The 21529-nt window shown below is 48.2% G+C and carries 18 protein-coding genes; 1 reads left to right on the top strand and 17 read right to left on the bottom strand.

The window, feature by feature from the left end:
- Positions 1 to 21: 21 nt before the first annotated feature.
- From PCH02S_RS01235 to PCH02S_RS01215, 5 genes are all read right to left on the bottom strand, one after another.
- Positions 22 to 1011 (bottom strand): substrate-binding domain-containing protein, encoded by a 990-nt coding sequence (locus PCH02S_RS01235; protein ID WP_127449262.1) that lies wholly within the window; start codon positions 1009 to 1011, stop codon positions 22 to 24.
- The gene (locus PCH02S_RS01230) at positions 1001 to 2797 is read right to left on the bottom strand and encodes a cache domain-containing sensor histidine kinase (protein ID WP_127449259.1); all 1797 of its coding nucleotides are present in this window, start codon (positions 2795 to 2797) and stop codon (positions 1001 to 1003) included. Before PCH02S_RS01230 ends, PCH02S_RS01235 begins: the two co-directional genes overlap by 11 nt.
- Positions 2794 to 4416, bottom strand: coding sequence for a response regulator (locus PCH02S_RS01225; protein ID WP_127449258.1), 1623 nt, complete (start codon positions 4414 to 4416; stop codon positions 2794 to 2796). The genes PCH02S_RS01230 and PCH02S_RS01225 overlap by 4 nt, the downstream gene beginning before the upstream one ends.
- A 290-nt stretch (positions 4417 to 4706) precedes the next feature.
- On the bottom strand, positions 4707 to 5918 hold the full coding sequence (locus PCH02S_RS01220) for an MFS transporter (RefSeq protein WP_268597063.1): 1212 nt from the start codon (positions 5916 to 5918) through the stop codon (positions 4707 to 4709).
- A 52-nt stretch (positions 5919 to 5970) separates the two neighbouring features.
- Positions 5971 to 7146 (bottom strand): glycosyltransferase WbsX family protein, encoded by a 1176-nt coding sequence (locus PCH02S_RS01215; protein WP_127449256.1) that lies wholly within the window; start codon positions 7144 to 7146, stop codon positions 5971 to 5973.
- Positions 7147 to 7284: 138 nt separating this feature from the next.
- Between PCH02S_RS01215 and PCH02S_RS01210 the strand changes: the two genes are divergently transcribed.
- Positions 7285 to 8226: an AraC family transcriptional regulator gene (locus tag PCH02S_RS01210; protein WP_127449254.1), complete on the top strand. Its 942-nt coding sequence runs from the start codon at positions 7285 to 7287 to the stop codon at positions 8224 to 8226.
- Here the strand turns inward: PCH02S_RS01210 and PCH02S_RS01205 are convergent.
- The 12 genes from PCH02S_RS01205 to PCH02S_RS01150 form a co-directional block, all read right to left on the bottom strand.
- Positions 8188 to 8544: a hypothetical protein gene (locus tag PCH02S_RS01205; RefSeq protein WP_127449252.1), complete on the bottom strand. Its 357-nt coding sequence runs from the start codon at positions 8542 to 8544 to the stop codon at positions 8188 to 8190. The two genes, PCH02S_RS01210 and PCH02S_RS01205, sit on opposite strands and share 39 nt — an antisense overlap.
- Before the next feature lie 254 nt (positions 8545 to 8798).
- Positions 8799 to 9500: a hypothetical protein gene (locus PCH02S_RS01200; RefSeq protein WP_127449251.1), complete on the bottom strand. Its 702-nt coding sequence runs from the start codon at positions 9498 to 9500 to the stop codon at positions 8799 to 8801.
- A 171-nt stretch (positions 9501 to 9671) separates the two neighbouring features.
- The gene (locus PCH02S_RS01195) at positions 9672 to 10139 is read right to left on the bottom strand and encodes an SRPBCC family protein (RefSeq protein ID WP_127449249.1); all 468 of its coding nucleotides are present in this window, start codon (positions 10137 to 10139) and stop codon (positions 9672 to 9674) included.
- Complete coding sequence (locus PCH02S_RS01190; RefSeq protein WP_127449248.1) at positions 10120 to 10983, bottom strand: sugar phosphate isomerase/epimerase family protein; 864 nt, start codon at positions 10981 to 10983, stop codon at positions 10120 to 10122. The genes PCH02S_RS01195 and PCH02S_RS01190 overlap by 20 nt, the downstream gene beginning before the upstream one ends.
- A 22-nt stretch (positions 10984 to 11005) precedes the next feature.
- On the bottom strand, positions 11006 to 11965 hold the full coding sequence (locus tag PCH02S_RS01185) for an acetylxylan esterase (RefSeq protein WP_127449246.1): 960 nt from the start codon (positions 11963 to 11965) through the stop codon (positions 11006 to 11008).
- A 417-nt stretch (positions 11966 to 12382) separates the two neighbouring features.
- A complete protein-coding gene (locus tag PCH02S_RS01180) occupies positions 12383 to 14098 on the bottom strand; it encodes an AAA family ATPase (RefSeq protein WP_127449245.1) in 1716 nt (571 codons plus the stop codon).
- Positions 14099 to 14147: 49 nt separating this feature from the next.
- A complete protein-coding gene (locus tag PCH02S_RS01175) occupies positions 14148 to 14438 on the bottom strand; it encodes a hypothetical protein (RefSeq protein ID WP_127449243.1) in 291 nt (96 codons plus the stop codon).
- A 340-nt stretch (positions 14439 to 14778) separates the two neighbouring features.
- Positions 14779 to 15096: an NIPSNAP family protein gene (locus tag PCH02S_RS01170; RefSeq protein WP_127449242.1), complete on the bottom strand. Its 318-nt coding sequence runs from the start codon at positions 15094 to 15096 to the stop codon at positions 14779 to 14781.
- A 57-nt stretch (positions 15097 to 15153) separates the two neighbouring features.
- Positions 15154 to 15402 carry an SDR family NAD(P)-dependent oxidoreductase gene (locus PCH02S_RS01165; RefSeq protein ID WP_127449240.1) on the bottom strand — a complete coding sequence of 83 codons (249 nt, stop codon included), beginning with the start codon at positions 15400 to 15402 and terminating at the stop codon, positions 15154 to 15156.
- 756 nt (positions 15403 to 16158) lie between these two features.
- A complete protein-coding gene (locus PCH02S_RS01160; RefSeq protein WP_127449238.1) occupies positions 16159 to 17325 on the bottom strand; it encodes a YbfB/YjiJ family MFS transporter in 1167 nt (388 codons plus the stop codon).
- A 497-nt stretch (positions 17326 to 17822) separates the two neighbouring features.
- The gene (locus PCH02S_RS01155; protein ID WP_127449236.1) at positions 17823 to 18974 is read right to left on the bottom strand and encodes a glycoside hydrolase family 88 protein; all 1152 of its coding nucleotides are present in this window, start codon (positions 18972 to 18974) and stop codon (positions 17823 to 17825) included.
- A 24-nt stretch (positions 18975 to 18998) separates the two neighbouring features.
- Entirely contained in the window at positions 18999 to 21506 is a 2508-nt protein-coding gene (locus tag PCH02S_RS01150; protein ID WP_127449234.1) for a glycoside hydrolase family 2 TIM barrel-domain containing protein, read from the bottom strand.
- Between the last annotated feature and the right edge of the window lie 23 nt (positions 21507 to 21529).

The following is a 21529-nucleotide window of genomic DNA, read 5'->3' as shown; positions in this document are numbered from 1 at the left end:
ACTCACCCTTCCGTTCTACCCCTATTTTTCTACCAATGGAAAGAGAAGCTCTTGATTTTCCTGTGTATACATGTTTTCTTTCGTGATAACAACAGCATCTATATTCACCTTAGGATTCACTTTAATCCCGTTTAAAGCTTGTACGGTCGTTTCCAGAGACAAATATCCCATATTAAATGGTTTTTGAACGATCGTTGCCTGTAAACTGCCTTCTTCCAGAAGTTTGATCTGATAAATGGAGCTGTCGAAACCGACGATGTTAATTTGATTTACTCTTTGCTTCTCCTTCACAGCCCTGGCTGCTCCCAGAGCGGCTGTTTCACTCAAGCCAGCAATCCCTCGAATGTCCGGATACTGTGCAAGCAGATTTTTCACACTGTCATAAGCACCATCTTCCGTCCCGTCAAATGCATAATTGCCAGCGTATTCAACACCCGGAAAGTCAGCGATAGCGTCTTTAAAGCCGTCCTCACGATCCTTTTCGACGATGGAGCCTTTCCGGCTGCTGAGTGTCATAACACGGTATAAGCTTCCGTTTTGTCCACCGGCCAATATTTTTCCGGCCTTTCTACCCGCCTCGATATTGTCCGTTGCAATCAGACTTGCTTCTACGTGCGTTTGAATCGGGGAGTCAATCAGAATCACCTTGATGCCGGCCGCTCTTATTTTATCTACCGTTGGTGTAAGTCTTTCGTAATCGGTCGCTGCCAAAATAATCGCATCAGGTTTCTTCACAAGCGCCTCGTCCAAATTACGAATTTGGCCAGCTGTGTCCGTTTCTGATAACGGACCCGTAATCTCAATGTTGACAGCCAGCTCCTTGGCTGCCGCCTTTACCCCTGAACTCACCATCTGCCAATAATCCGAGCGAATACTGTTCGTTTTCAATACGACGGCGATCTCAAACTTTCTCTGATTCGTAATGCGCAGCATCTCCACGCTGTAGACCACTAAGAAGCCAATCACAATGACGAGCAGCACGGCCAAGAACACGGGCTTTTTAAGAACCATCTAGCACTCCTTTCTGGACACATTTGGGAAGCACAATCGTAACCTCCGTCCCCTCCCACTTCTCACTGCGAAAGCTTAAACCGAACTCATGGCCAAAAAGTTTAATGCGTTCATGAACATTGCTAACCCCAATACCTCGGACGATGCCATCTTTCATTTTCAAAATCTGCTCCAGCTTCTCCGGCTCCATGCCGACCCCGTTATCCGCAACTACAAAAACAATCGTATCCCCGTCTTCTTTCCCCGTTATGTGGACCAGACCTGGCTCCAAGCTATTTTTGATGCCATGATAGATCGCATTTTCAACAATCGGCTGCAAAATAATTTTGGGGATATGAATATCAAGAATCCCGGGATCTACGTCGATTTGAAAATCAAGCTTATCTTTGTACCGTAACGTTTGAATCAACAAATAGTTGGTGATATGCTCAATTTCCACTCGAACCGGGACGGTTTCATTGTTTTTATTAATAATCGCGCGAAACAGCTTGGCTAACGAAGAAGTCATCAGAACGACCTCCTCGTGTTTTTTTCGCTCCGCCATCCAAATAATCGAATCCAGTGTATTGTATAAAAAATGAGGGTTAATTTGCGCTTCCAGCAGCTTCATTTCGCTTTTGCGTTTGCCTTCTTCGTTTTGAATGATTTGATTCATCAAATCTTTGATGCGGCCAACCATGATATTGAAGGTCTGACCCAATTGTCCGATTTCATTCCCGCTCCGAAATTCCGAACGGATGTTGAAATCTCCTTTTTCCACCTGTTTCATGCTGCTCTGGAGAAGTTTAATGGGTCTGGATAGATGGCGAGAGATGAAAAAGGAGAGGTATAACGCGATGACTAAAGCTAGAATTGTCCATAAAAAATAAGACAGATTAATTTGATTCTGGTTGGCGATCAGCTCACTGGCATAGGCGACCCCTACAATTTTCCAGCCAAAATGTGTTTCTTGAATCGTATAGATCCGTTTCTTGTTCCCTTCCCCCGTAACAAAGCTGCCGCTGCCGGACTGCTTCACCTGATCAATCATCTCCGTCTTGAGATTGCTGTTAATCAGCTTCTGCTGGGGGTGGTACACGAGGTTCCCATCCTTGTCGATGATGAACACATATCCTCTTTTACCTAAATTAATATGGCTGCAAATTTCATTCAAGGCACTCAAATTGAGATCAACTAGGAAAATGCCCTCTCCCGTAATGCCGTCTGCACTCTTTAGCTCCCGGCTGAGTGAAACCACCCAGCGATACTCGTTTTGGATAAGGTTCTGGACATGCGGTGCAGAGATGACGGATTTGCCGCCTTCCGCTTTCGCGTTTTTGTACCACGGCTGCTCCTCGAACCCGGAATTCGTATTCAAACTTGTAATCCTGCGGTCGGAAACAAAGCGGTTGTTATATCCAAAAACCATGATCGAGGCAATATCTTTGCGTGTGATTAAAATGGATTGAAATAAATCCGAGATTCGTTTCTCATACGGTCTGCGTTCCTCTTCGCTAACGAAACTGTTTCCCGTAATATAATACTTCACATCTTTGTTCGTGGAGGCCAGCATAGAGATATCTTCCATATTGGTTATGTAGGATTGAATGTTGATATTAACCTGTTGAATAATTTCAGCTATGTAGTGCTTGGAATTCATTTCTACCGCGTCAGCCGAGAGTTGATAGGAAATATAACTTGTAATCGTTATCAAAAATAAAATCAAGCAAGAAAAGACGACAGAAATACTGGATTGGATGCTTCTAAATTTAAAAAGAAACATGCCGACATCCTTTTCTTTTCTCATTGAATTTTCTCCCTTAACAGCTTTTCTCGGTACTCCTTAGGGGATGTTCCCGTGTTTTTCTTAAACAATACACTAAAGTATTGCGGATCGGAATAACCTACTTTCGCCCCGACTTCATACGATTTCAGCACCGTATGCTGCAGCAAATCCTTCGCTTTTTCAATGCGGACCCGCGTTACATATTCCATGATCGTTTGTTCTTTGTGCTGCTTGAAAACAGTACTGAAATAACTTCTGCTCAAATGCACATGGCGGCAGAGGTCATCGAGCGTAAGGTTCTCGTCGGAATAGTGCTCGTCGATATATTCGGTTACGCTCCGAACTTGCATTTTCGTCTGATCGTTTCTTTGCTCCGAAATATACGAAATGGCTTCCCTGCAAATCGACTTCAGCCAAGCTTCAATCTCATCCAGCGTTTTGAACCGATTAATATCTTTGATCACAATGTCATGGCCTTGAAAATGCGCACTGTCATGTCCAGCAAGCTCGTGAATGGTGGTCATAATGGCAATAATAATCGCCTGAATTTGGAGATAACAAGCTCCTATCGGCATCAAAGATGCCTTTAAATTGCTTATTAACAGCCTCGTCAATAGATGAGCTTCCTCGAGCGTCCCTGTTTTAATTAAGGTTGCAAACCTGCGATTCCACTCGATATCCAGCTGCTGCGCCGGTTTCTTGGCGCCTTCCATGTCCTGGATGGAAATGACCTTATTTTTCCCATGCAAAAACCGGTAATCCAGTGCGGAAATCGCTCCGTTATATGATTGCGGGAGCTCATGTAAAGTTTTGCATAACGTGCCGACACCCACAGTGACTGTGAATTTCAAGTATTTCTCCATGCAGAATCGAATCACATCCGATACATGAAGCGCAGTTTCATAAGTCCCTTCTTCCGCTTCGCCGGAGAAAATGACAACCATTCGCTCCTCCCTCGTCCGAAAGACGATGGCGTTTTTCCCCTCCGTCACTTCCTGCACAATATTAAAGGCTGCGGATCGGAAAAGCTCCGGATCGTTTTGCCATTTCTCTTTCTTTGTGTCATCAAAGTCGTCGATGTCAATCGCAACAACCAGATAAGGCGGGGCAATTGGCGGCAAGCTGAAATACACGAATCTCTCTTGTACCCGGTCATCCCGCAAAGTGCCGCCCACTAACTGCTCAAGGAACCGTTCTCTTAACAAAGGTAAGCTTTGATGAAGCTGCATCTTCAGAAGTGAAAGATTCTCACGGTTTTCAGCTTCCTTATCCATCTCATCTTTGACTTTATCCAGCAGTTGGCGAAGCTCGTTAGCTGTTATTGGTTTGACGATATAATCATGCACCTTCAAACGCAGCGCTTTCTGGGCATAATCAAATTCGTCATGACCCGTCAGGATAATTACCTTGATATACGGATAATTCAGGTGAATCTGCCTCGTTAATTCAATTCCGTCCATAAAAGGCATGCAGATATCCGACAAAACGAGATCTGGCCGAAGTTCTGCAATGGCTTCCAACGCTTCGCTGCCATTTCGGTAGTCTCCTATACATTCAAAGCCGTGCCGCTCCCAATCGATGCTCTCTTTGATGCCTTCTCTGACTTCCACTTCGTCATCAACGATCACGATTTTATACATCGTATACACCCCTGTCTCTACATAAAAAAACGGATTTCCGATCATGTCAGGAATCCGGCCACAGCTATGGATGCTTCATTTCCTAATATTATACAAGCCTTTACTTGCATCGGAAAGGAGTCTAATTTGTATGATTTTGTCGATCTGTCGCAATAAATGCGCGACTATCCAAGCGGAAGCAAGTGAACACACAAAATCAAGCATTATTTTTACTTATTTGTGCACGATTTTTACCTTGGACAAGAAAAACCCTGACGGATCAAATCCATCAGGGTTTGTTGTTAGCAAGCTCACTTCGTCAACGAGGGACTCGGCACATTTTGCTTCCTCCGCAGCCAAACGACGAGCCCGAATACAACCACAGTCGCCATAGACACCCATGAGCTGTATAGAAAAACTTGTCTCATGCCGTACGCAGCGCTCATGATTCCACCCAAAAAGCTGCCGATGATGCGGGCGGCTCCAAGGCTGAGCAGGCCATTCAGCGTCTGACCGCTGGCTTTCCACTCAGATGGCACTTCACGGTTAATAAATGTTGCCAAGGTCACAGACAATACAATGAAGATCACACCATGCAGCGCCTGTACCGGTAAAATCCAATACGGTTGGTCAATGATGGAAAATAAGAACCACCTGATGCCAGACGCGAGTGCGGCAATGATCAATATCATCGAGATCGAAACGCGCTTGAAGATCCAACCGGAAAACAACAGGAACGGCAGCTCGCTCATTGAAGAAATAACCATCGACCAGCCGAGCAGTAAGCTGTCGGCCCCCATTTCCTTGAAGTAAATGGGGAAAAAGGCATAATAATAGCCCAGTGTAACTTGTACAATGAAATTAATGCCCAAATAAAACATCAGCTTGCCATTGCGGAAAAGCTCCCGAAACCGTTTGCCGGTTACGTTGGCCTGACGGCTCGCCGCTGGCGGAAAACACCATAGCAGCAGCAACCCCGCAAGCATCGTTCCTGCATAGACAGGGAACATGGAGTTAATGTGGGATTTGGCGACGATCCCGAATACAAGCGACATTGTGGCGAAACCGATGGTACCACCAAGGCGAATCCAACCAAAATTCCATTTGGGACGCCGATCCAATTCTTCCAATGTTATCGCATCGCTTAACGCGAAAATAGACGTTTGGAAAAACATGAACACGCAAATTAATATAAGCAAATAAATGAACTGATGCGAAAGCGGGAAGAACATAATGGAAATGCCGCTCCCGATTAAAAGCAAAGCAAGCACACTGTTTTTGGTTTTGGCACGATCACCAAGCGCTCCCCAGATCGGTTGGCCTAACATGGCAACGAGCGGTCCAAGGCTGAGCAGCATGCCGATTTGCTCCTGAGAGAATTTAACGTTATACAGGTATACCGGTAAAAATGTGCCGTACACCGCATTCCCCATATAAATGACTGCGTAAAACAACATAAATGCGTAAAGTCTCGTTGTAAGCCCCTTCTTTCTTTTAAGAAATATAAAAAGCCAGCCCTCCAAGATGAAGGGCCAGCTCCGACTTAAGGTTATTAAAACTGTACGACAAGTCCACTTAGCGTTCAAGTGTTTTTTTCGTAGAGGCTCCATCTCCCTCTTGCGGCCTGCCGCAGAATACATCTCGGATCGCTTCCAAATAGGCCATGCCGTTGATCGTATCCGGCTCCAAATAGCTGCCCTCCGTCCATTCGTTCCACGCATTGATGGTGAAGATGGGAGGTTGCGTCACGCCGCGATCGAGAAATGCTTTGACACCCTCCAAGGCCAGCTTAAACGCTTGAGGTGTATTCCCTGCGAGGGTAGCCATGTACGGATACCCCAAATCTTCAAAAGTTTCCGATTGCACCGTCCGTGGAGAGGAGTCCCAACCCATCGTCACATTCGGATAATAAGGCAGCTTATAGTCTGCCGTGAACTTCTCATAATCAAGCTGCGACTTCTCTCGAATTGCTGCATAATCCGTCTCCGGGAACTGATCCAGCGGCTGATGATGAATCCATACATACGAAGAGATACTGTCCAGGCCAAGCTGCTCCAGCACTTCATGGATATTCGCAATCTTTTGCTCCGTAGGCAGTATTTGCAGCCCCCAAACGACGACGTTTAGGTGCAGCTCCCCGAATCCGGCCGCCCGTACTCTTTCACGGAACTCTTGTAAAATTCGCGCCGTTTCCACAATTCCGCCTAGACCACGAATCAAGCTGTGAATTTCGTAGAATGAGACATAAAGCCCTTCATTCACACGCCAATAGGAAGGATGTGAAAAGTAGTTCTGAATCATATGGTCCGTTGCTTCGACGAAGCCCTTCTCACTGATTTGGCCTTCGGCCTGCACGTTGTAAGGTCGGCTGCGCTGAGCGGGATGAATGTCGATCCAATCATGATTCGCCCACATAATGGCAAATTTCAACCGATCATGATTCGGAGCTTGCAGGAAACCTTCATCCAGCGCGCGCTGCAAGAAGGGGCCATCCTCATACCAGTACCAATCAAAGATGAATGCCGTAAGGCCATGATCGGCCGCCGCTGCTATTTTACGAGCCATGACAGCCGGATCCGCTTCATCCTCGTAACCCCATAATGGCACTTTCGGCTGCTGATGGCCAGGGAATTTAGGCTCCGCACGTTTCACCAGCTCCCATTCCGTCCATCCTTCTCCGTGCCACGCATCATTTCGCTTATCCCGATGGTAATTGGGAAAATAATAGGCTGCTGCTTCATAAGTTGCCATTTTCTTCACTCACCTCTTAAGCCATCCCATAGTTTCGAACCTGTCTATATTGTATAATTGAAGTAATCTTGCAACCACTTACAAAACAGACCTGCCTACCACCATTTCGGACATCGTCCCAAGAAATGAGGGAGCTGAATGACCATGCCAAGAAAGCTGGGTTCCTACTCTGCCGCCGAATACATCGAAGACAACGGATTTCTTTATGTGAATGAAGTGAAAGAAAATCAATGGCTGCTAGAGCATGTTCACGATTTCATAGAGATCGTTGTTGTGCTTGATGGCAAAGGCATCCAATATATCGATGGCCAACCCATGCATGTTCAGGAGGGGGATGTCTTCGCCCTGCCCATCGGTGTTTCTCACGTTTTTCGTCCTTCGCCGGCCAAGCGTGCCGCCCCGCTGATCGTCCGCAATATCATCATTCGCTCGGAATGGCTCGAACATCTGAAGGTTTGCCTTCCCGATTTATCCATCAAGCAAATGATCGATTGGCTCATTGGTAAGGGGGATCAAACGGACTCCCTGCAGCGCTGGGCCAAGGCAATCGATCACCTTGGCGCCATTCGCAGGATTAGTGAAAGCATGCAGGACATTCTGGCCAAACGAGATGCGGCTTATTTAACGCAGGCCATGGCCTTGGTTACGGAACTGCTCGTATTATTAATTCGCTGCAGCGAATGGCGGTTTGCCCCTATCTTGGCGCACATCAGTGACGCCAATAAGGAGTCGTTGCCCCTTCCCCCAACTAGAAGCTCAAACCGCAACGTTGAACAATTCCTTGATTATCTTACTCATGCGATGCCCGATGACTATACGTTACCGATGTTAACTGAGAAATTCCAGCTGAGCGAGCGCCAGATTCTGCGGATCTGCCACCGGCATCTGGGAACCAGCTACATGCGTTTCGTTCAAAAGCAAAGAATAACGCATAGCTGCCGCCTTCTGGCATCTCCGGATTTGAAAATCTATGAAGTGATGCACGCTTCAGGCTTTCAGAATGCCGATTATTTTAATCGGCTGTTCAAAAGGCACACCGGCCTAACCCCAAGCGCCTATCGTAAATTGCTCCTGCATTAATGAGAAATCCCCCTGCCAACAACCTTGCGCATAACTATACTCCCCTATGCTGGTCACCGCTTGATTCATAGGAAGGTCGCACCATTCCCCTGTCAATAAATCATAGAACGCGACGCCATCTACATAGCCCAGGAAAAGAAAATGAGGAGTTACCAACATGTCGAACGTTTTCTTGTTGTGGTAGGCAAGCGGCTGCCACTCGCCCTCACTGCCGCAAAGGAGCCCTTTGGAGGTCAGCACAAAACGATCCCCCCAGCCGATCACCCGGTAGCAGGGATCGACGACAGAGGTTTGTTTCCAAACCTCATCTTCCAGCACATATAAACCACAATTCGTAGAAGCGTATAATTAAGAATCCACCCAGTCCAAGCGGTGAATATGCAGATGATCAGGCAAACCTTGGGAAGCATTCTCCCAGGAGCGGAGAGGCGTGAATTGAAAGACACCCTTTCCATCTGTTCCCGCGTATAGAACCCCTTCGTTTGAAGTGGTTAATGTTGTGAAACGCAGCGGCAATAACTCATTGCTGGACTGCCAAAATCGGTTGCTATCAATGAAGCTCCCCCTACTTTTTACATGACTAACCGGCCGGAGCAGCACGGACAGTTATCATTTTGCATATAGACTTCTGAAACAAGTTTTAAATAGTCCATGGAGCTGCTTACATCCATATCCTCCGGGTTCATCCGGTATTGCTTGCCATTCATCAAATTCCACACTTGCAGACGCTCCGGCAATTTGCCGAATGCTTTATAGCAATAGACAACGGTCATATGGAAAAACATCTGCACCGCTGCCTCGTTTTCTTCCATCATATATTTATGAATGACGAATGAATCCTTCGTCGGCTCCATGACTTGCATAATCATAGACAAACCCAAGTTAAGTTCATCAACCCACACATTGCTGCTCTCAAAAAGCATCAGCGGGCATTCCACGGCATTTGACCCGGTAAGCGCTTTGTACAGATGCATAAGCACGCTTCGCTTAACATCCACATAGAATCCAAGTGAATCAAACTTGCGAAATTTATTCGTCCAGCGACGCTCAAATAAGTTCGTTAAGGTGAGGAACGATCGAGATTTGAGCGGCAGCGAGTACCATTCGTTAATCGCGTGATAGGCGGCATATTGTGTAAGCTGTTTCCAATCCGGCTCATCCGGTCGGCCCTTGCTGATCACTTGCGTATGGCTCCGAATCCAACGCTCCAGTTGATAATCAGCAAGCACTTGCATGGTTCCCATGCCCATTCCGACTTCATTTGCGTTAATCATATGTATGGGACACCCCCGTGATGTGGTTGATAACTCGAACTAATTGATAATGATTATCAATTTCGCTTAATATATCAAATGATAATGTTTCTCAATATAACTGTCAAGATATCTGCAAAAAAAAGTAAAAAGGAATCCCCAGCCCCTTATCGCGGCTTGCGGGATTCCCTTTTATTTCTCCTTCATTGCTTTCTCAGCTTCAGACTTGATATACAGGTTCCTCTGCCATAAAAAGTCACGCATATAGGCTTCCAAAAACCATTTGTCCGCTAATTTCCCCAAAACACCCATCGGTGAAGAATACTCAAAAATATCAATCATCCGTGTTCTTCCGCCTTCGGCTGAGATAAACTCGTGGGTGTGCTTAAAACTTTTGAAAGCACCGCGAACTTGTTCATCAACAAAATAAGACGGTCGTTCCATTTCCGTTATTTTCGCGGTCAGCTTCTGTTTGATCCCAAAATGAATCGCTTCCCACGTCACGGTCTCCCCCAGTTCGATCAATCCGCTTGTGCGGCCTGCTATCGGTCTTTCTCTGGTCTGAGCGGTTGACTTCGCATGGATATCGATGCTTCTGGCCAAGTCAAAGATGACTTCTGCCGGTGCGTGAATGAACAGTTCAATTCGAATGGATGGCATGCCATAATTCCTCTGCAATTTTTTTGAAAACGAGCGCTTGCTCCCACCGATTGGAGATTTCCTTCCCATCTTCTCTGACCATCGCGTAGGAAGCCGGTCCCAGCTCACACACAAACGGGAAAAAATCCCCTTCGGCAGCTGTTTGCGCCCAATGTCTCATCCCTTCACGCCACCACCTGGCAAAATGTTGCACCATGGGATGCTCGCCACGCTCCCCGATATCCACCTGAACTTGGTTGCCGTTCGATACTCGGGCATGAATGCTTGAAGTGCGCTGCAGCAGTTTGGCGAATAAGCCTTCTGTCACCGGGTCAACCCCTTCTTCGCCAATGGCTGAACCGACGATGTAGTGAGACAGATCGTTCGTTAGTCGCAGTTTCGGAAGCGCCTCAACATATTCTGCTGTCCGAAGCAAATCTTGAGTCACACGTCCGCGGTGCGTTTCAACGAAGAAAGGGATGCCTACTTCCTCGGCTTGCTGAATGAGCCCATTCAACCCGGAGATGGCTTCGATACCGACCGTATATTGATCCAGCACTTGCGCGTTGATATACCTGGCCCCGAATTGTTTGGCCGCCTGCAGGAATACCCTGATATCCTCATCTGCACGCGGGAAGGGAACCATTTGTATCCCAAAACTAAAACCATACTCCTGCAGCAAACGATGCCATTTATCCGCTTCTTCCCCTTGGGGCAATCTTCCTAAAATACCGGTAAAGCCGGCTTCCGCCAGCTTCTCAAATTTCTGTTCCATGGACCACTCGGTCTCACCGGTTCCTAGTCCCGACATCGCCCACCAGGATTGTTGAATATCTAATCGTAAATGGCTGTTAACTGTCATCATTTTCGCCTCCAACAAACCCGATTCACTTACTAAAGCATTCTTGCAAAAAACGAATAACTTTTCTGTGATGCTCTTCACTCGTTTCGTGCCCCGAGAATGGATAATCGTAGATAAGTTTTGAACAAGTCAGCCGGTTATAGGCGGCATATATCGTATCCGGCATGCAGACGGTGTCCTTCCAACCGACCGACATCAGCACAGGAGCCTGAATACGATGAGCAAGGTTCAAAATGTCGAAATAGGCCAATGACTCCAGAGCCTGTCCCAGCTTATCCGGATGGCGCTTCAAGTAGTTGGCGATCTCCGTAAGGGAACCTGTGGAATGCAGAATGCCATAATCCAAATGGCACATATTCGGAATGTCGGCAACGACTGCCTTGACATGAGTGCTGAGCGCTCCGGCGAGCAGCGCCATGCCGCCGCCCTGGCTTGCGCCGACCACTGCGATCCGGCCGGCGTCGATTTCGGTCTGCTGCCGGGCGGCTTCCACGGCGCGAACTACATCCAGCGCAAGCGCCATATAATAGCTGCGCTCCCTGGTGAGCAGGTTCTGCGAAACCCAGCCTTTTGCCGAGCCGGCATCATCCTGAAGGAGATTGCCTGTTTCTCCTGTTTGGCCTCTGGCGTCAACGGCCAGAACGGCATAGCCGAGCAGCAGCCAGACGGCGTACCGCTCAGGAAGTCCTCTGTCTCCGGTGTAACCGGGGAACATGACGACACAAGGCGGCTTCTGGCTCGCACTCGGTCCATCAGGGACGAGAAACCACGCGTTAATAGGCGTGCCGTCATGACCGAGATAGGTCAGCTTGTCCATCCGTACAGAAGGAAAGAACGGGGATTGCTGCTCCCTTCGGATCGATAACGGCTGCCGGGATGCCGCTTCGAGCGTGCTGCTCCAAAAAGTATCGATGCTGTTCCTATCGAGCGTTGGTGCTGGAGCGTATTGTTCCAGTTCTCTTTTGCGTTTCGTGAAAACATTCATCTTATGACATCCTCTCCAGAAAGGCAGGTTTCCTCTTCATGCTACCTCTCTTGAGTGATTATGTATATAGGTGTGTTGTGGCTCAACTGTGATGTGCTGTAATCTCTCTTGCTCCAAGCACCGCTAAAAATTCAGTGTTACTGAGACACTTGGCGGAGGAGGATAACCTCATACTAGTGTTAAGTTGGTCAAAGATACAGCATTGAGGAACTACAAGCCTCTATTTCAGCAAATCAGCCCATTTCCGCATTCAAGCGGAACTACAGGGCGTTATTTGGTTGCCCAATCCCGTTTTCTTTAAGAAAAATGATAAATAGCAGCCCATAGTTCCCTTCCGCGCGAAAAAGAGCCTATTTCGATGAAATAGCGCCCTGTAGTTCTTTGCCACGAGGAAAAAAAATGCCCCAGCGGTATCCGCTAGGACATCTCATCTATTCTGAATCCCGGTACCTCTTTGCTCGGAGCATCGAGCACCGGCGGCTTCACATCAGGCAGAATAGGCCGACTTTGCCCATACAACTTCACGAAGATTTCTTCAATTTCATCTCCAGTCAGATCACCGCGCTGCAGAAGCTCTTCCGCAATGGCGTGAACGAAACCGTCGTATTCCTTGACAAGTTTCTTCACTTCGAGCATCTGATTTTTCAGCAGTTCATTAATTTTAGGTCGGAGCGCCTTCAAACCTTCAGCATGCGAGCCGACAGCGAGAAAGCTGAACAGCTCATCGCCCATCCCAACCATGCCCAAGTATGATCCTGCCAGCAATGTTGCCTGTTGGAGATCCGAAGTTACCCCGTTCAATTTCTTGTTCAGGAATTCCTCTTCCACCGCACGAGCGGCCAGACAGACTTGAATTTCCGCTAAAATCTCGCTGTCGCTTCGGTTATAACGCTCATGCGTCGGTTTGGTCGCTGCAAGTCCGAGTGCACCGCCACGGCGAATAATCGTCACCTTCCACACGCGTTCATGCGGCTTGAGCAGGAACTGCGCTACCGCATGGCCCGCCTCGTGGTAAGCCACATTCCGCTTCTCATCGTCTCTCATCGAACGAAGCGGCTGTTTGAGTCCCCACTCGTAGGTCTCCATCGCAGCCCGGAAGTCTTCGTAACTGGCCACTTGGGCGCCACGTTGATGAGCGATGACTACAGCTTCGTTCACGATGTGCTTGATCTGCGCCGGGCTGTACCCGATGGAGTCAAGTCCCGCTGCTTCCGCAGTAAGCGAAGCGTCCGTTTTCACTTTTTTCAAGTAGTACCGGAAGATGTCTACCCGCCCGTCATAGTCGGGAACATCAACCCACAGCTGCCGGTCGAATCGACCTGGCCGCAGTAAAGCAGAGTCCAGAACGTCAGGCAAGTTTGTTGCCGCAACCGTCAGTACCGCTGGACGCTCCGCCTTTTTGCGGCGCAGCCCCAACGAACGGAGCAGCTTGGCGATTTTGGAACTGTCAATATTCGGCGGGTCCATCTGCAAGAGAAGCTCATTAAGCAGACCGGAGCCTCCGCCCATGCCCATCATTCCCATCATGCCTGCGCCAGCGCCTCCCTGACGGCTCATGCCGATCGCATCGATCTCGTCAATGAAGATAATGCAGGCGCCATACACTCTCGCGAGCTTCCGCGCCTTCCGGAAGATACCCATTACTTTCAGATTACCTACGCCGAAGAACATGTTCTGAAAGCTCGGAGCTGAAGCGTAGGCGAAAGGCACTTGCGCTTCGTTGGCAATGACCTGAGCCAGGTAAGATTTTCCGGTGCCGGGAGGCCCGCATAACAGCAATCCACGGATTGCCTCCCCACCCATCTCCTTGAACTCCTTGACCCCTTTGAGCAGGGTCACAATCCGCTTCGCATTCTCAACAATTTCGGGGTTCCCCCGATAATCGTCCCAGGTTGCGCCGGTCTCGCCAGGCAATATCCAGTAGGTGCGTCCCCTGGCCAGAAACCAGAAGAGTGCTACGAACTGGATGATCATGAATAATACTGCGAACAACAACTGGAATAACAAGCTGGCGATCGTTAACGCGGCATTCCAATAGGTCGGCCCTCCAACGAACAAAACTAAACCGATGATAACGAGGGCTGTTAGCCAGAGGATGAATTTTCGCCACCTAATCCACTGATATCTCCTCATGGCTTCACTTCCTTTCCTGGGACCAACTTAAAGAAGGCCCGCTTGTTATTTATTGGAAAAGTCTTTTGATATCCAATAAATATTTGAGAATGACAGCGAGCCCACAGATGAAATAAAAGATCACAAGAATCCAACCTGTGGGATCGATTGAAACTAAATTTACAAGCACATTCAAAGGTAAAACATAATAGAGGACATCTTTTAAATAACCTAGTACGAATGTAACATCGAATGCTCCTTCCCAGAACATTTTGAAGAAGGAAATTAGAAAATGGATAATCATTAGCCCGAATATGGCCCATAATGTGTAAATCATCCAGCCCGTAACTGTTAATATCATTTTTCACCACCACCTTCCTACATCGTATGCTAGGAATACTGACAGGTGAAAATGATATGAGATTCAGTTTCGACACTAGATTAAAACCAATATATTCTATTTATTTCATATTAAGACCGAGTGCGGTTTAAAATCAAGCATAATGTTAAGAGGGCTGCATTTATGAGTATAGGGATGAAAAAATTGGAAATTCAGTATAAGAAATAACAGTAAACATGTGTATAAATGTTACCATTTCTTTGGTTGACTTCCATCATTGGATGAGGGATGGAGGAACGTAAAAAAGGTCAACCAGACATCCTGATTGACCTACGATTTCATGATTTGCCATGGATTTCTTTTACTCGAAGAAAGACGCTTTTTTCATGTAGACAACTTCTATTTTCTCATGCAGCGGTCCGTTTACTTCAGATTTTGACTTAAGCTCTAACCACTCCGGATCTTCGAAAAAGGCTTGGAAGTTCCGCTCACGAGAAGCCATGTCCACATGCTCCAGCACGTAATACAACCGCTCTTTGGAATCGTCTACGTCCACCCAGAAATTCGTTACCTTCATCTCATGTTTAGCAAAAATGCTAATCGTACCATCCCGAAACCGGTTCAAAATAGCTTCCATTTTCCCGGGAGTTACATCGTAGATCCGCAGTTCATATAGCATAATCCCATCCCCCTATACCATTCAGTATTTGTCTTGGTGCAGAAAATTATTTACAGCTTACCACTGCCCAGCATTTTGGCCGCCATCGACATGAAGAGCCTCGCCTGTTACGAATTGTGCTGTTTCCAGATAAACAATAGCGTCAACAATATCCTGAGCTTCGCCCATCCGGCCAATAGGGTGCAATTGAGCCAAATAATCATGGATCTCAACCGCATGCATCGGTGTTTTCGTAACCCCTGGAGCGACAGCATTCACGCGAATCCCTTTGTCCGCATACTCAATTGCCAACGTCAAAGCGAGCAAGCGTTTCGCTGATTAGACGTTCAGCTGTTTGGGGATCTGAAATGTCGCCCCCTACATATCCGATTTTTGCCCCCGTTGGATCAATCTCTCTTGCTGTTTCTGCCAGCTCTATTCGCGGCGCCCATTGATGACTACATTCGCCTCTCGTTTAACGAATTCCATTGCTGCTGCTCTCCCAATACCGCTGCACCTGTAATGACTACTGTTTTGTTTTGAAAATTCATATTTATATTTTCCTTTGTTTACCTATTAAAAGGTAGTTTGCGTTTATACAAATCGGATCTGCTCGCTTGATCTACTGCTTCATCATACAACAAGATGGATATCCTGAATAATATAGAATCGTGATATCGAGTATCTCAAATACATATAGGTAAGAACCTCCGTTGGAATTCATTCAATGGCAGCCCTCAATAATGGCCAATCCCTTCTCTATCTATGCTGATGCTGTATCTATGGTGTACTCTATGCAACATAGAAGCCTCATTTCGGCCGCTGCCGCTTTCTTCGCTGTAAAAATTACAGCGTAGAAAGCAGTATAGAGCGGTTTTCACGTTATTTTGATTGAATTCATTGTATTTCATACAATGAAGAGCTGGGTGGTGGGGTTTAAAGCCCTTATATATTGTAGAAAGTGCAACCAAAACATTTGTGCGAGGGCCCTCCGCTAGGTAAGGTCTGCAGAGGTATATAGTCACTTACACAAAGCAGCCATACAGAGTGGAGTGGTCACTCATTTCTCATTTCATTTTCACATTACCGCATCAGTTTGAGCTGTTTCCGATCAGCGCTGCCAATACCCAGCGGCAGACTCACCGCGCCCAAAAGAACGATAAGTGCAGCTCCAATTAAAGCGGACAAGTAGCTGCCATTTCCCGAGATCAGATGACCGGCAATAAGTGGTCCTAGGATTTGTCCCAACCCAAAGAAGGTGGTCAGCAGTCCAATTATTTTGCGGTTGTTCTGCGGATACAAATCCTTGGCAAAAGAAACGGTCAACATCGTAATCCCCATAAAAGTTGCCCCGAACAGAAAGGCGCCGACAAACACGGCCATTGAAGAATGAATAAGCACCGGAATCGCGATGCCAATGGATTGTAAGATCATAGAGAAGGTCAATGTCCACTTTTTTCCCCATTGAGAAGCCAGCTTCGACCACAAGATACACGAAGGCGCTCCAGCGATGCCAACCAAGATCCAGCTGAGCGATGCGATGTTCGGGAGGTTGGAAACCGTTTTAGCGTACGCTACAAGATAAGTCCCCGTAACAATGTAGCCCAAGCCTTCCAATCCATAGGCAATCGTCAACCAAATCAATATCCTACGTATCCCTGAAGATTGCTCGTTCCGAGGCGACTGAGCCGTCTTCGCTCCGGAATGCTTGTCCCGCAGCAAATACCAGGCTGTCAAACCAAGTAGTAGGCTGATCAAGCCCAATCCCTTCCATACTTCGATCCAATCGCCGGTCTTTGCAAGCAGCGGAACCGAGACTCCGGTCAACAGAATGCCCGCTCCCACGCCACCATAAAATAGGCCGGCTTGGAGCTGCGATAAGCGATCCATGATCATGCTGGAGGCGATGACAAACACGACCGCACTGGCAAGACCCGACAAAAACCGGAGCAAAAGCCAGATTTCAAGACTTTGGAATTCCCCCATTCCCCAAGTCGTCAAAATACTGGCGATTAGCCCTGCAAGCAGCAGCCTTGAGCGGTTATTCACTTGAACCAGGGTCAGAAGAAACGCGCCAATCAAATACCCCAAATAATTGCTTGAAGCCAGATAACCAGCTCCTGCTGGTGAGAATAAATGGTTTTCCATCATCATCGGCAGGATGGGAGTAAAGGCGAATCTTCCGATTCCCATCGCTACCATCATAGCCGCAATGCCTCCTATAAGAACAATAACCGTGTTTCTTTTCATTACGCGTTCCTCCTTTGTTAGTTTTGGATCGCGTAACCATGATACTTTGATTTTTGCTCTTCTGCATAATACAGAATGATGATGTGAAATATCTTGAATTCAGATACCTGTGGGAGGAGTTAACTTCTCCTACGCATTTTAGCTTGTTAAGAGCCCGGTGTGAGCGAATTTTTGGGGATGACAATCCGTGTTGCTGAGACACTTGGCAAATGGAGTACCCTCTAACTACCTTTGGGGAACTACAGGCCGCTGTTCTAGCAAGTACAGCCCAATTCCGCGTTCTTGCGGAACTACAGGGCTTTATTTAACCGCCTCATCCCGTTTTCTTTAAGAAAACGGACAAATAACGACCCACAGTCCCCCTCCGCGCGAGAAAGGACCTATTTCGGTGAAATAGTGCCCTGTAGTTCCCCTCGCCTGGGTGAAGGGAGCATAAAAAAACCGTCAGGGAACATCCCTGACGGTCGCTTGTATTCATGCCTGGGGAGATGAATCCCCTAGAAAATCCGCTGCTTCCAACCCAGCAGCTTGGCGATTGCCTCTACGTAATAGTAGTCTCCGTAAATAAGTGATACATTAATGTTTTGCCCGGCCGGTTTGTTGCCAGTGCCTTCTAGCAAAATAGCCTGATGCTCCGGCTGATCCCATGTCCCATAATTCTGTGTAAGCGACAGCAGGATGCGCTCCGCGGCGCGGCGGTATATATTGCCTTCAACGGCCGGCAGGAAGTCGGCCAGCTCAATCAACCCCGATGCGGCGCAAGTAGCAGCCGATGTATCTCTAGGCTCAGCATCCAGCGATTCAGCCGCGCGGAAATCCCAATGCGCCACATGGTCCTCCGGCAGGCACGCCAGGAAATAATTCGCTACACGCTGTGCCGCACGCAAGTAACGCACTTCTCCCGTGTAACGGTAGACGTTCGCGAGACCATTCAGCGCCCACGAAGCTCCGCGGCTCCAGGCTGACTGCGGCCCTGCCCCTTGGCCGCCTAAGGATTCAATCAGCTCTCCCGTCTTCGGATTGAAGCTGAGGATATGATTCACCGAACCGTCTTCGCGGATAAATTTGTCAACGACCGTATCCGCATGGGCTCTGCCGATTTGCTCAAAACGCGGGTCACCCGTCATTTCCGCCGCCCAGAAAAGGATGGACAGGTTCATGGTGGAGTCGACGATGGACCAGCCGATTTTCTCCTGATTCCATGCACGAAGGAAGCTGCCCGCCAGGTTAAACCGGCCTGCCAAGAAATTAGCCGCCTGCAAGCCACGGCGCAAACCATCACTGTCGCCAGTCAATTTATGCTTAATAACCGCTGTAGGCAAATATTGAAAACCAACATCATGGTGAAAATTGTTGGTCCGAATGCTGGCTTGCTCCAGCTTTTCATCCCAGCGCCATGCGGCTTCCTTATAATGTTCTTTCCCTGTCAGATCATGAAGAATCCAAAGGATTCCCGGCCAAAAGCCGGATGTCCACCAATCGATCCGCATGTCATCGTACAGCCCGTCTTCTTTGGCTACATGCGGTGATTTGTCTCCAAGCTGCTCGATCATACGATCGACTTTTACCTGCAGCGCTTCCCAGACTTGGGGTAAAATTTCTTCAAACTTTTGGGCACCGTTCCATGTTGCTGTTTGGTTCACACTCATCGTTATAACCTCCTAATAATGGTTTCAACCCTTCACTACAACTACCTGAGTAACGGTAGGCATTCCCTCACAAGCCGCGCTGATAACAGATGTATACGAGCGCTGCCCATCACGACCCGACTTTGAAATCAAAGACGAAGCCGGGCCTCCTGCACTTACAAAATCCGTCACCGTAATCCCGGCAGGCAAACCACCATATGGATCTATATAAATCCCAGCACGGCCTGACGCTAGCTGTGTAAGCCTCGAACCGCGAATCGTGCCTAGATTATCCAGCAGCTTACCGTCACCAGCCAGTCCAAACCGGACAAAAGACGCTGCATCCGGGCAAAACACACCAGCCGCATCATAGGAGAGTACTTCTGCATATACCCTGCCGTCTTCCAGCGTTGTTGTCGTCAGCTCCAACTGCGCCGGCTCACCCCATGTCTCCGTTTGGTAACGGAAACTCAGCTCGTCGCTCACGGTAACACCGCCACGAACCGCTTCTGCGCGCAAATGGTTTTCGCCAACACGCAGTTCTGTCTCCCAACGCAAGCCTGCGCATGGGAAATTTTGCGAGTCGCGGCGCTTCACGCCAAGGCTTTCGCCATTGAGGAACAATTCCACTTCCTCCGCATTGGAGTATACCTTGATCATCTTCCGCTCACCTTCAGCTCCCCAGCGTACCGGCATGGTATGGCCATACAGGCGCACCATCGGTTTCTCCGACCAATACGATTGGAAAACATAATATGCTTCTTTCGGCGTCAGATCGCGTTCAACGATCCCTTTCATATTCAAATAAGGAATAGGCGAATCCGGCCGCACCGGCGTGGAGAAATCCTTAAACGACCACTGCGCCGCTCCCGTCAACCAGCTCATATTCTCTTGCGATTTCAAGTACCAATCGATCATTTCGCAGAAATAGGTCTCTGACCAGTCGCCGTCACGAGATACGCGCGGCTCACCGCCGGTCAGCAAGTAATCCCCGTCCCGTTCGTCCGTTGCCCCTTCGGATTGCTTCATAAAAGTAAAGCCCGTATAGGTCTCCTCAACATGCCGGGTCGGCAAATTATCTGCGCCCCATTCCATATGGAAGAAGGAGTCCACATTCTCGAAAGCCGTTTTACTGCTTGTCTCGTAATCCGTATAGACACCGCGGTACCAACCGGCCCAAATCGAAGGCGAATAAACATCAACGATATCCTTGCAAAATTCACAGCGACGAATCGACGTTAATCGGCTTGGGTCGAGCTTGTGCGAGAGTTCATGCAATTCCTTCATGAAGGCACGGATTTCCTGCTGATCGAAGTAATCGAAATCGCATTCCCAATCATTCTCATTCCCAAGTCCCCATAGGATAATCGATGGGTGGTTGTAATGCTGTTCAATCATTGCTGTGAGCATGTCGGTACACTGCTTGCGGTATTCCGGCCCGCCAAGGCCTCCGCGGCACCAAGGAATTTCTTCCCAGACGAGGAGCCCAAGCTCATCGCATAAGTCAAGCACGATTCGTGACTGTTGATAGTGGCCGAGGCGAATAAAATTAGCACCCATGTCCTTGATCAACTGCATTTCTTCACGGATCAAGTCCTCGCTCATCGCTGCGCCTACGCCTGCATGATCCTCATGACGATGCGTTCCTCGCAACAGAAGCCGTTCGCCGTTGAGTTTAAACGGTCCCTGTTTGACAAACTCAAAGCTGCGGAAACCAAATTGCTCCGTCAACACTGTTTCGCCATCTTCACAAACCAGCGCGACCGAACAGTGATATAAGTTCGGCTCGGTCACCGACCATAGCTGCGGTCCAGGCACTTCCAAAGCTGAGAGCTCTTTCTCCCCCTGCCACGCCGGTAAAGTCACTTCGGATTGCCCGATAACCAAGCCATCCTGCTGCGTTACCTTAATCGTCAAAGTAACATTTCCGGCAATTGCATCCGGATTATAGAGCTTAGCCCGTACTTTGACTTTCCCGTTGTCCGCTTTTCCACCAACAATCGCATCCAAATCAGTCTCAACATGTACGTTAGACAAGGAAATCTGCGGCACATACACAAGGTTCAAATAGCGATACACTCCGCCATATAGATTGAAATCGCTTGCATCAGAAGGAATCGTCTCTAGCTCCCTGCTGTTATCGCACGCAATTGCCACCGGCACCTGCCCCGCATAACGCTCTATACCCTTAGCCCGCTCCACAGCCTCCGTAATGTCAACGGTAAATTCATCGTATCCGCCCAGGTGCGAATCTACTTTCTCTGTGTACACATAAACATCCGTTCGCTGTCCGGCTCCTTCAAAATGCAGCAAGGTCCTCCCTTTCGGATACGGGTTGTCGACCTCTAACCGGCTTCGGTACCAGCCTTGTCCTTGATAGTACTTGCTGTCCGGGTCCATTACGTCGTACCCATTATAGGTGTGGGGAAGCGTGACCGTTTCCCACGGCACGTTATAGTGATTTTGCAGCTTATCTGACCGCCAAACCTCCCAAGCACCGCCTAAGGATCCACGGTAATGCTCCCAATTTTCGTTTAACCTGCGCTTTTTCATGAACGAGTCGTTCCTCCTCTAGC

Origin of the sequence: Paenibacillus chondroitinus NBRC 15376, from assembly GCF_004000765.1 — a bacterium.
GTDB lineage: Bacteria > Bacillota > Bacilli > Paenibacillales > NBRC-103111 > Paenibacillus_E > Paenibacillus_E chondroitinus.
The sequence above is the reverse complement of the archived record's forward strand: the minus strand, read 5'-3'. Positions and strand labels throughout refer to the sequence as shown.

Bases quoted from the DNA above. Each gene is read 5' to 3' on its own strand.
- PCH02S_RS01235 (WP_127449262.1), bottom strand. From the start codon at position 1,011: ATGGTTCTTAAAAAGCCCGTGTTCTTGGCCGTGCTGCTCGTCATTGTG.
- PCH02S_RS01230 (WP_127449259.1), bottom strand. From the start codon at position 2,797: ATGAGAAAAGAAAAGGATGTCGGCATGTTTCTTTTTAAATTTAGAAGC.
- PCH02S_RS01225 (WP_127449258.1), bottom strand. From the start codon at position 4,416: ATGTATAAAATCGTGATCGTTGATGACGAAGTGGAAGTCAGAGAAGGC.
- PCH02S_RS01215 (WP_127449256.1), bottom strand. From the start codon at position 7,146: ATGGCAACTTATGAAGCAGCAGCCTATTATTTTCCCAATTACCATCGG.
- PCH02S_RS01210 (WP_127449254.1), top strand. From the start codon at position 7,285: ATGACCATGCCAAGAAAGCTGGGTTCCTACTCTGCCGCCGAATACATC.
- PCH02S_RS01200 (WP_127449251.1), bottom strand. From the start codon at position 9,500: ATGATTAACGCAAATGAAGTCGGAATGGGCATGGGAACCATGCAAGTG.
- PCH02S_RS01195 (WP_127449249.1), bottom strand. From the start codon at position 10,139: ATGCCATCCATTCGAATTGAACTGTTCATTCACGCACCGGCAGAAGTC.
- PCH02S_RS01190 (WP_127449248.1), bottom strand. From the start codon at position 10,983: ATGATGACAGTTAACAGCCATTTACGATTAGATATTCAACAATCCTGG.
- PCH02S_RS01185 (WP_127449246.1), bottom strand. From the start codon at position 11,965: ATGAATGTTTTCACGAAACGCAAAAGAGAACTGGAACAATACGCTCCA.
- PCH02S_RS01180 (WP_127449245.1), bottom strand. From the start codon at position 14,098: ATGAGGAGATATCAGTGGATTAGGTGGCGAAAATTCATCCTCTGGCTA.
- PCH02S_RS01175 (WP_127449243.1), bottom strand. From the start codon at position 14,438: ATGATATTAACAGTTACGGGCTGGATGATTTACACATTATGGGCCATA.
- PCH02S_RS01170 (WP_127449242.1), bottom strand. From the start codon at position 15,096: ATGCTATATGAACTGCGGATCTACGATGTAACTCCCGGGAAAATGGAA.
- PCH02S_RS01160 (WP_127449238.1), bottom strand. From the start codon at position 17,325: ATGAAAAGAAACACGGTTATTGTTCTTATAGGAGGCATTGCGGCTATG.
- PCH02S_RS01155 (WP_127449236.1), bottom strand. From the start codon at position 18,974: ATGAGTGTGAACCAAACAGCAACATGGAACGGTGCCCAAAAGTTTGAA.
- PCH02S_RS01150 (WP_127449234.1), bottom strand. From the start codon at position 21,506: ATGAAAAAGCGCAGGTTAAACGAAAATTGGGAGCATTACCGTGGATCC.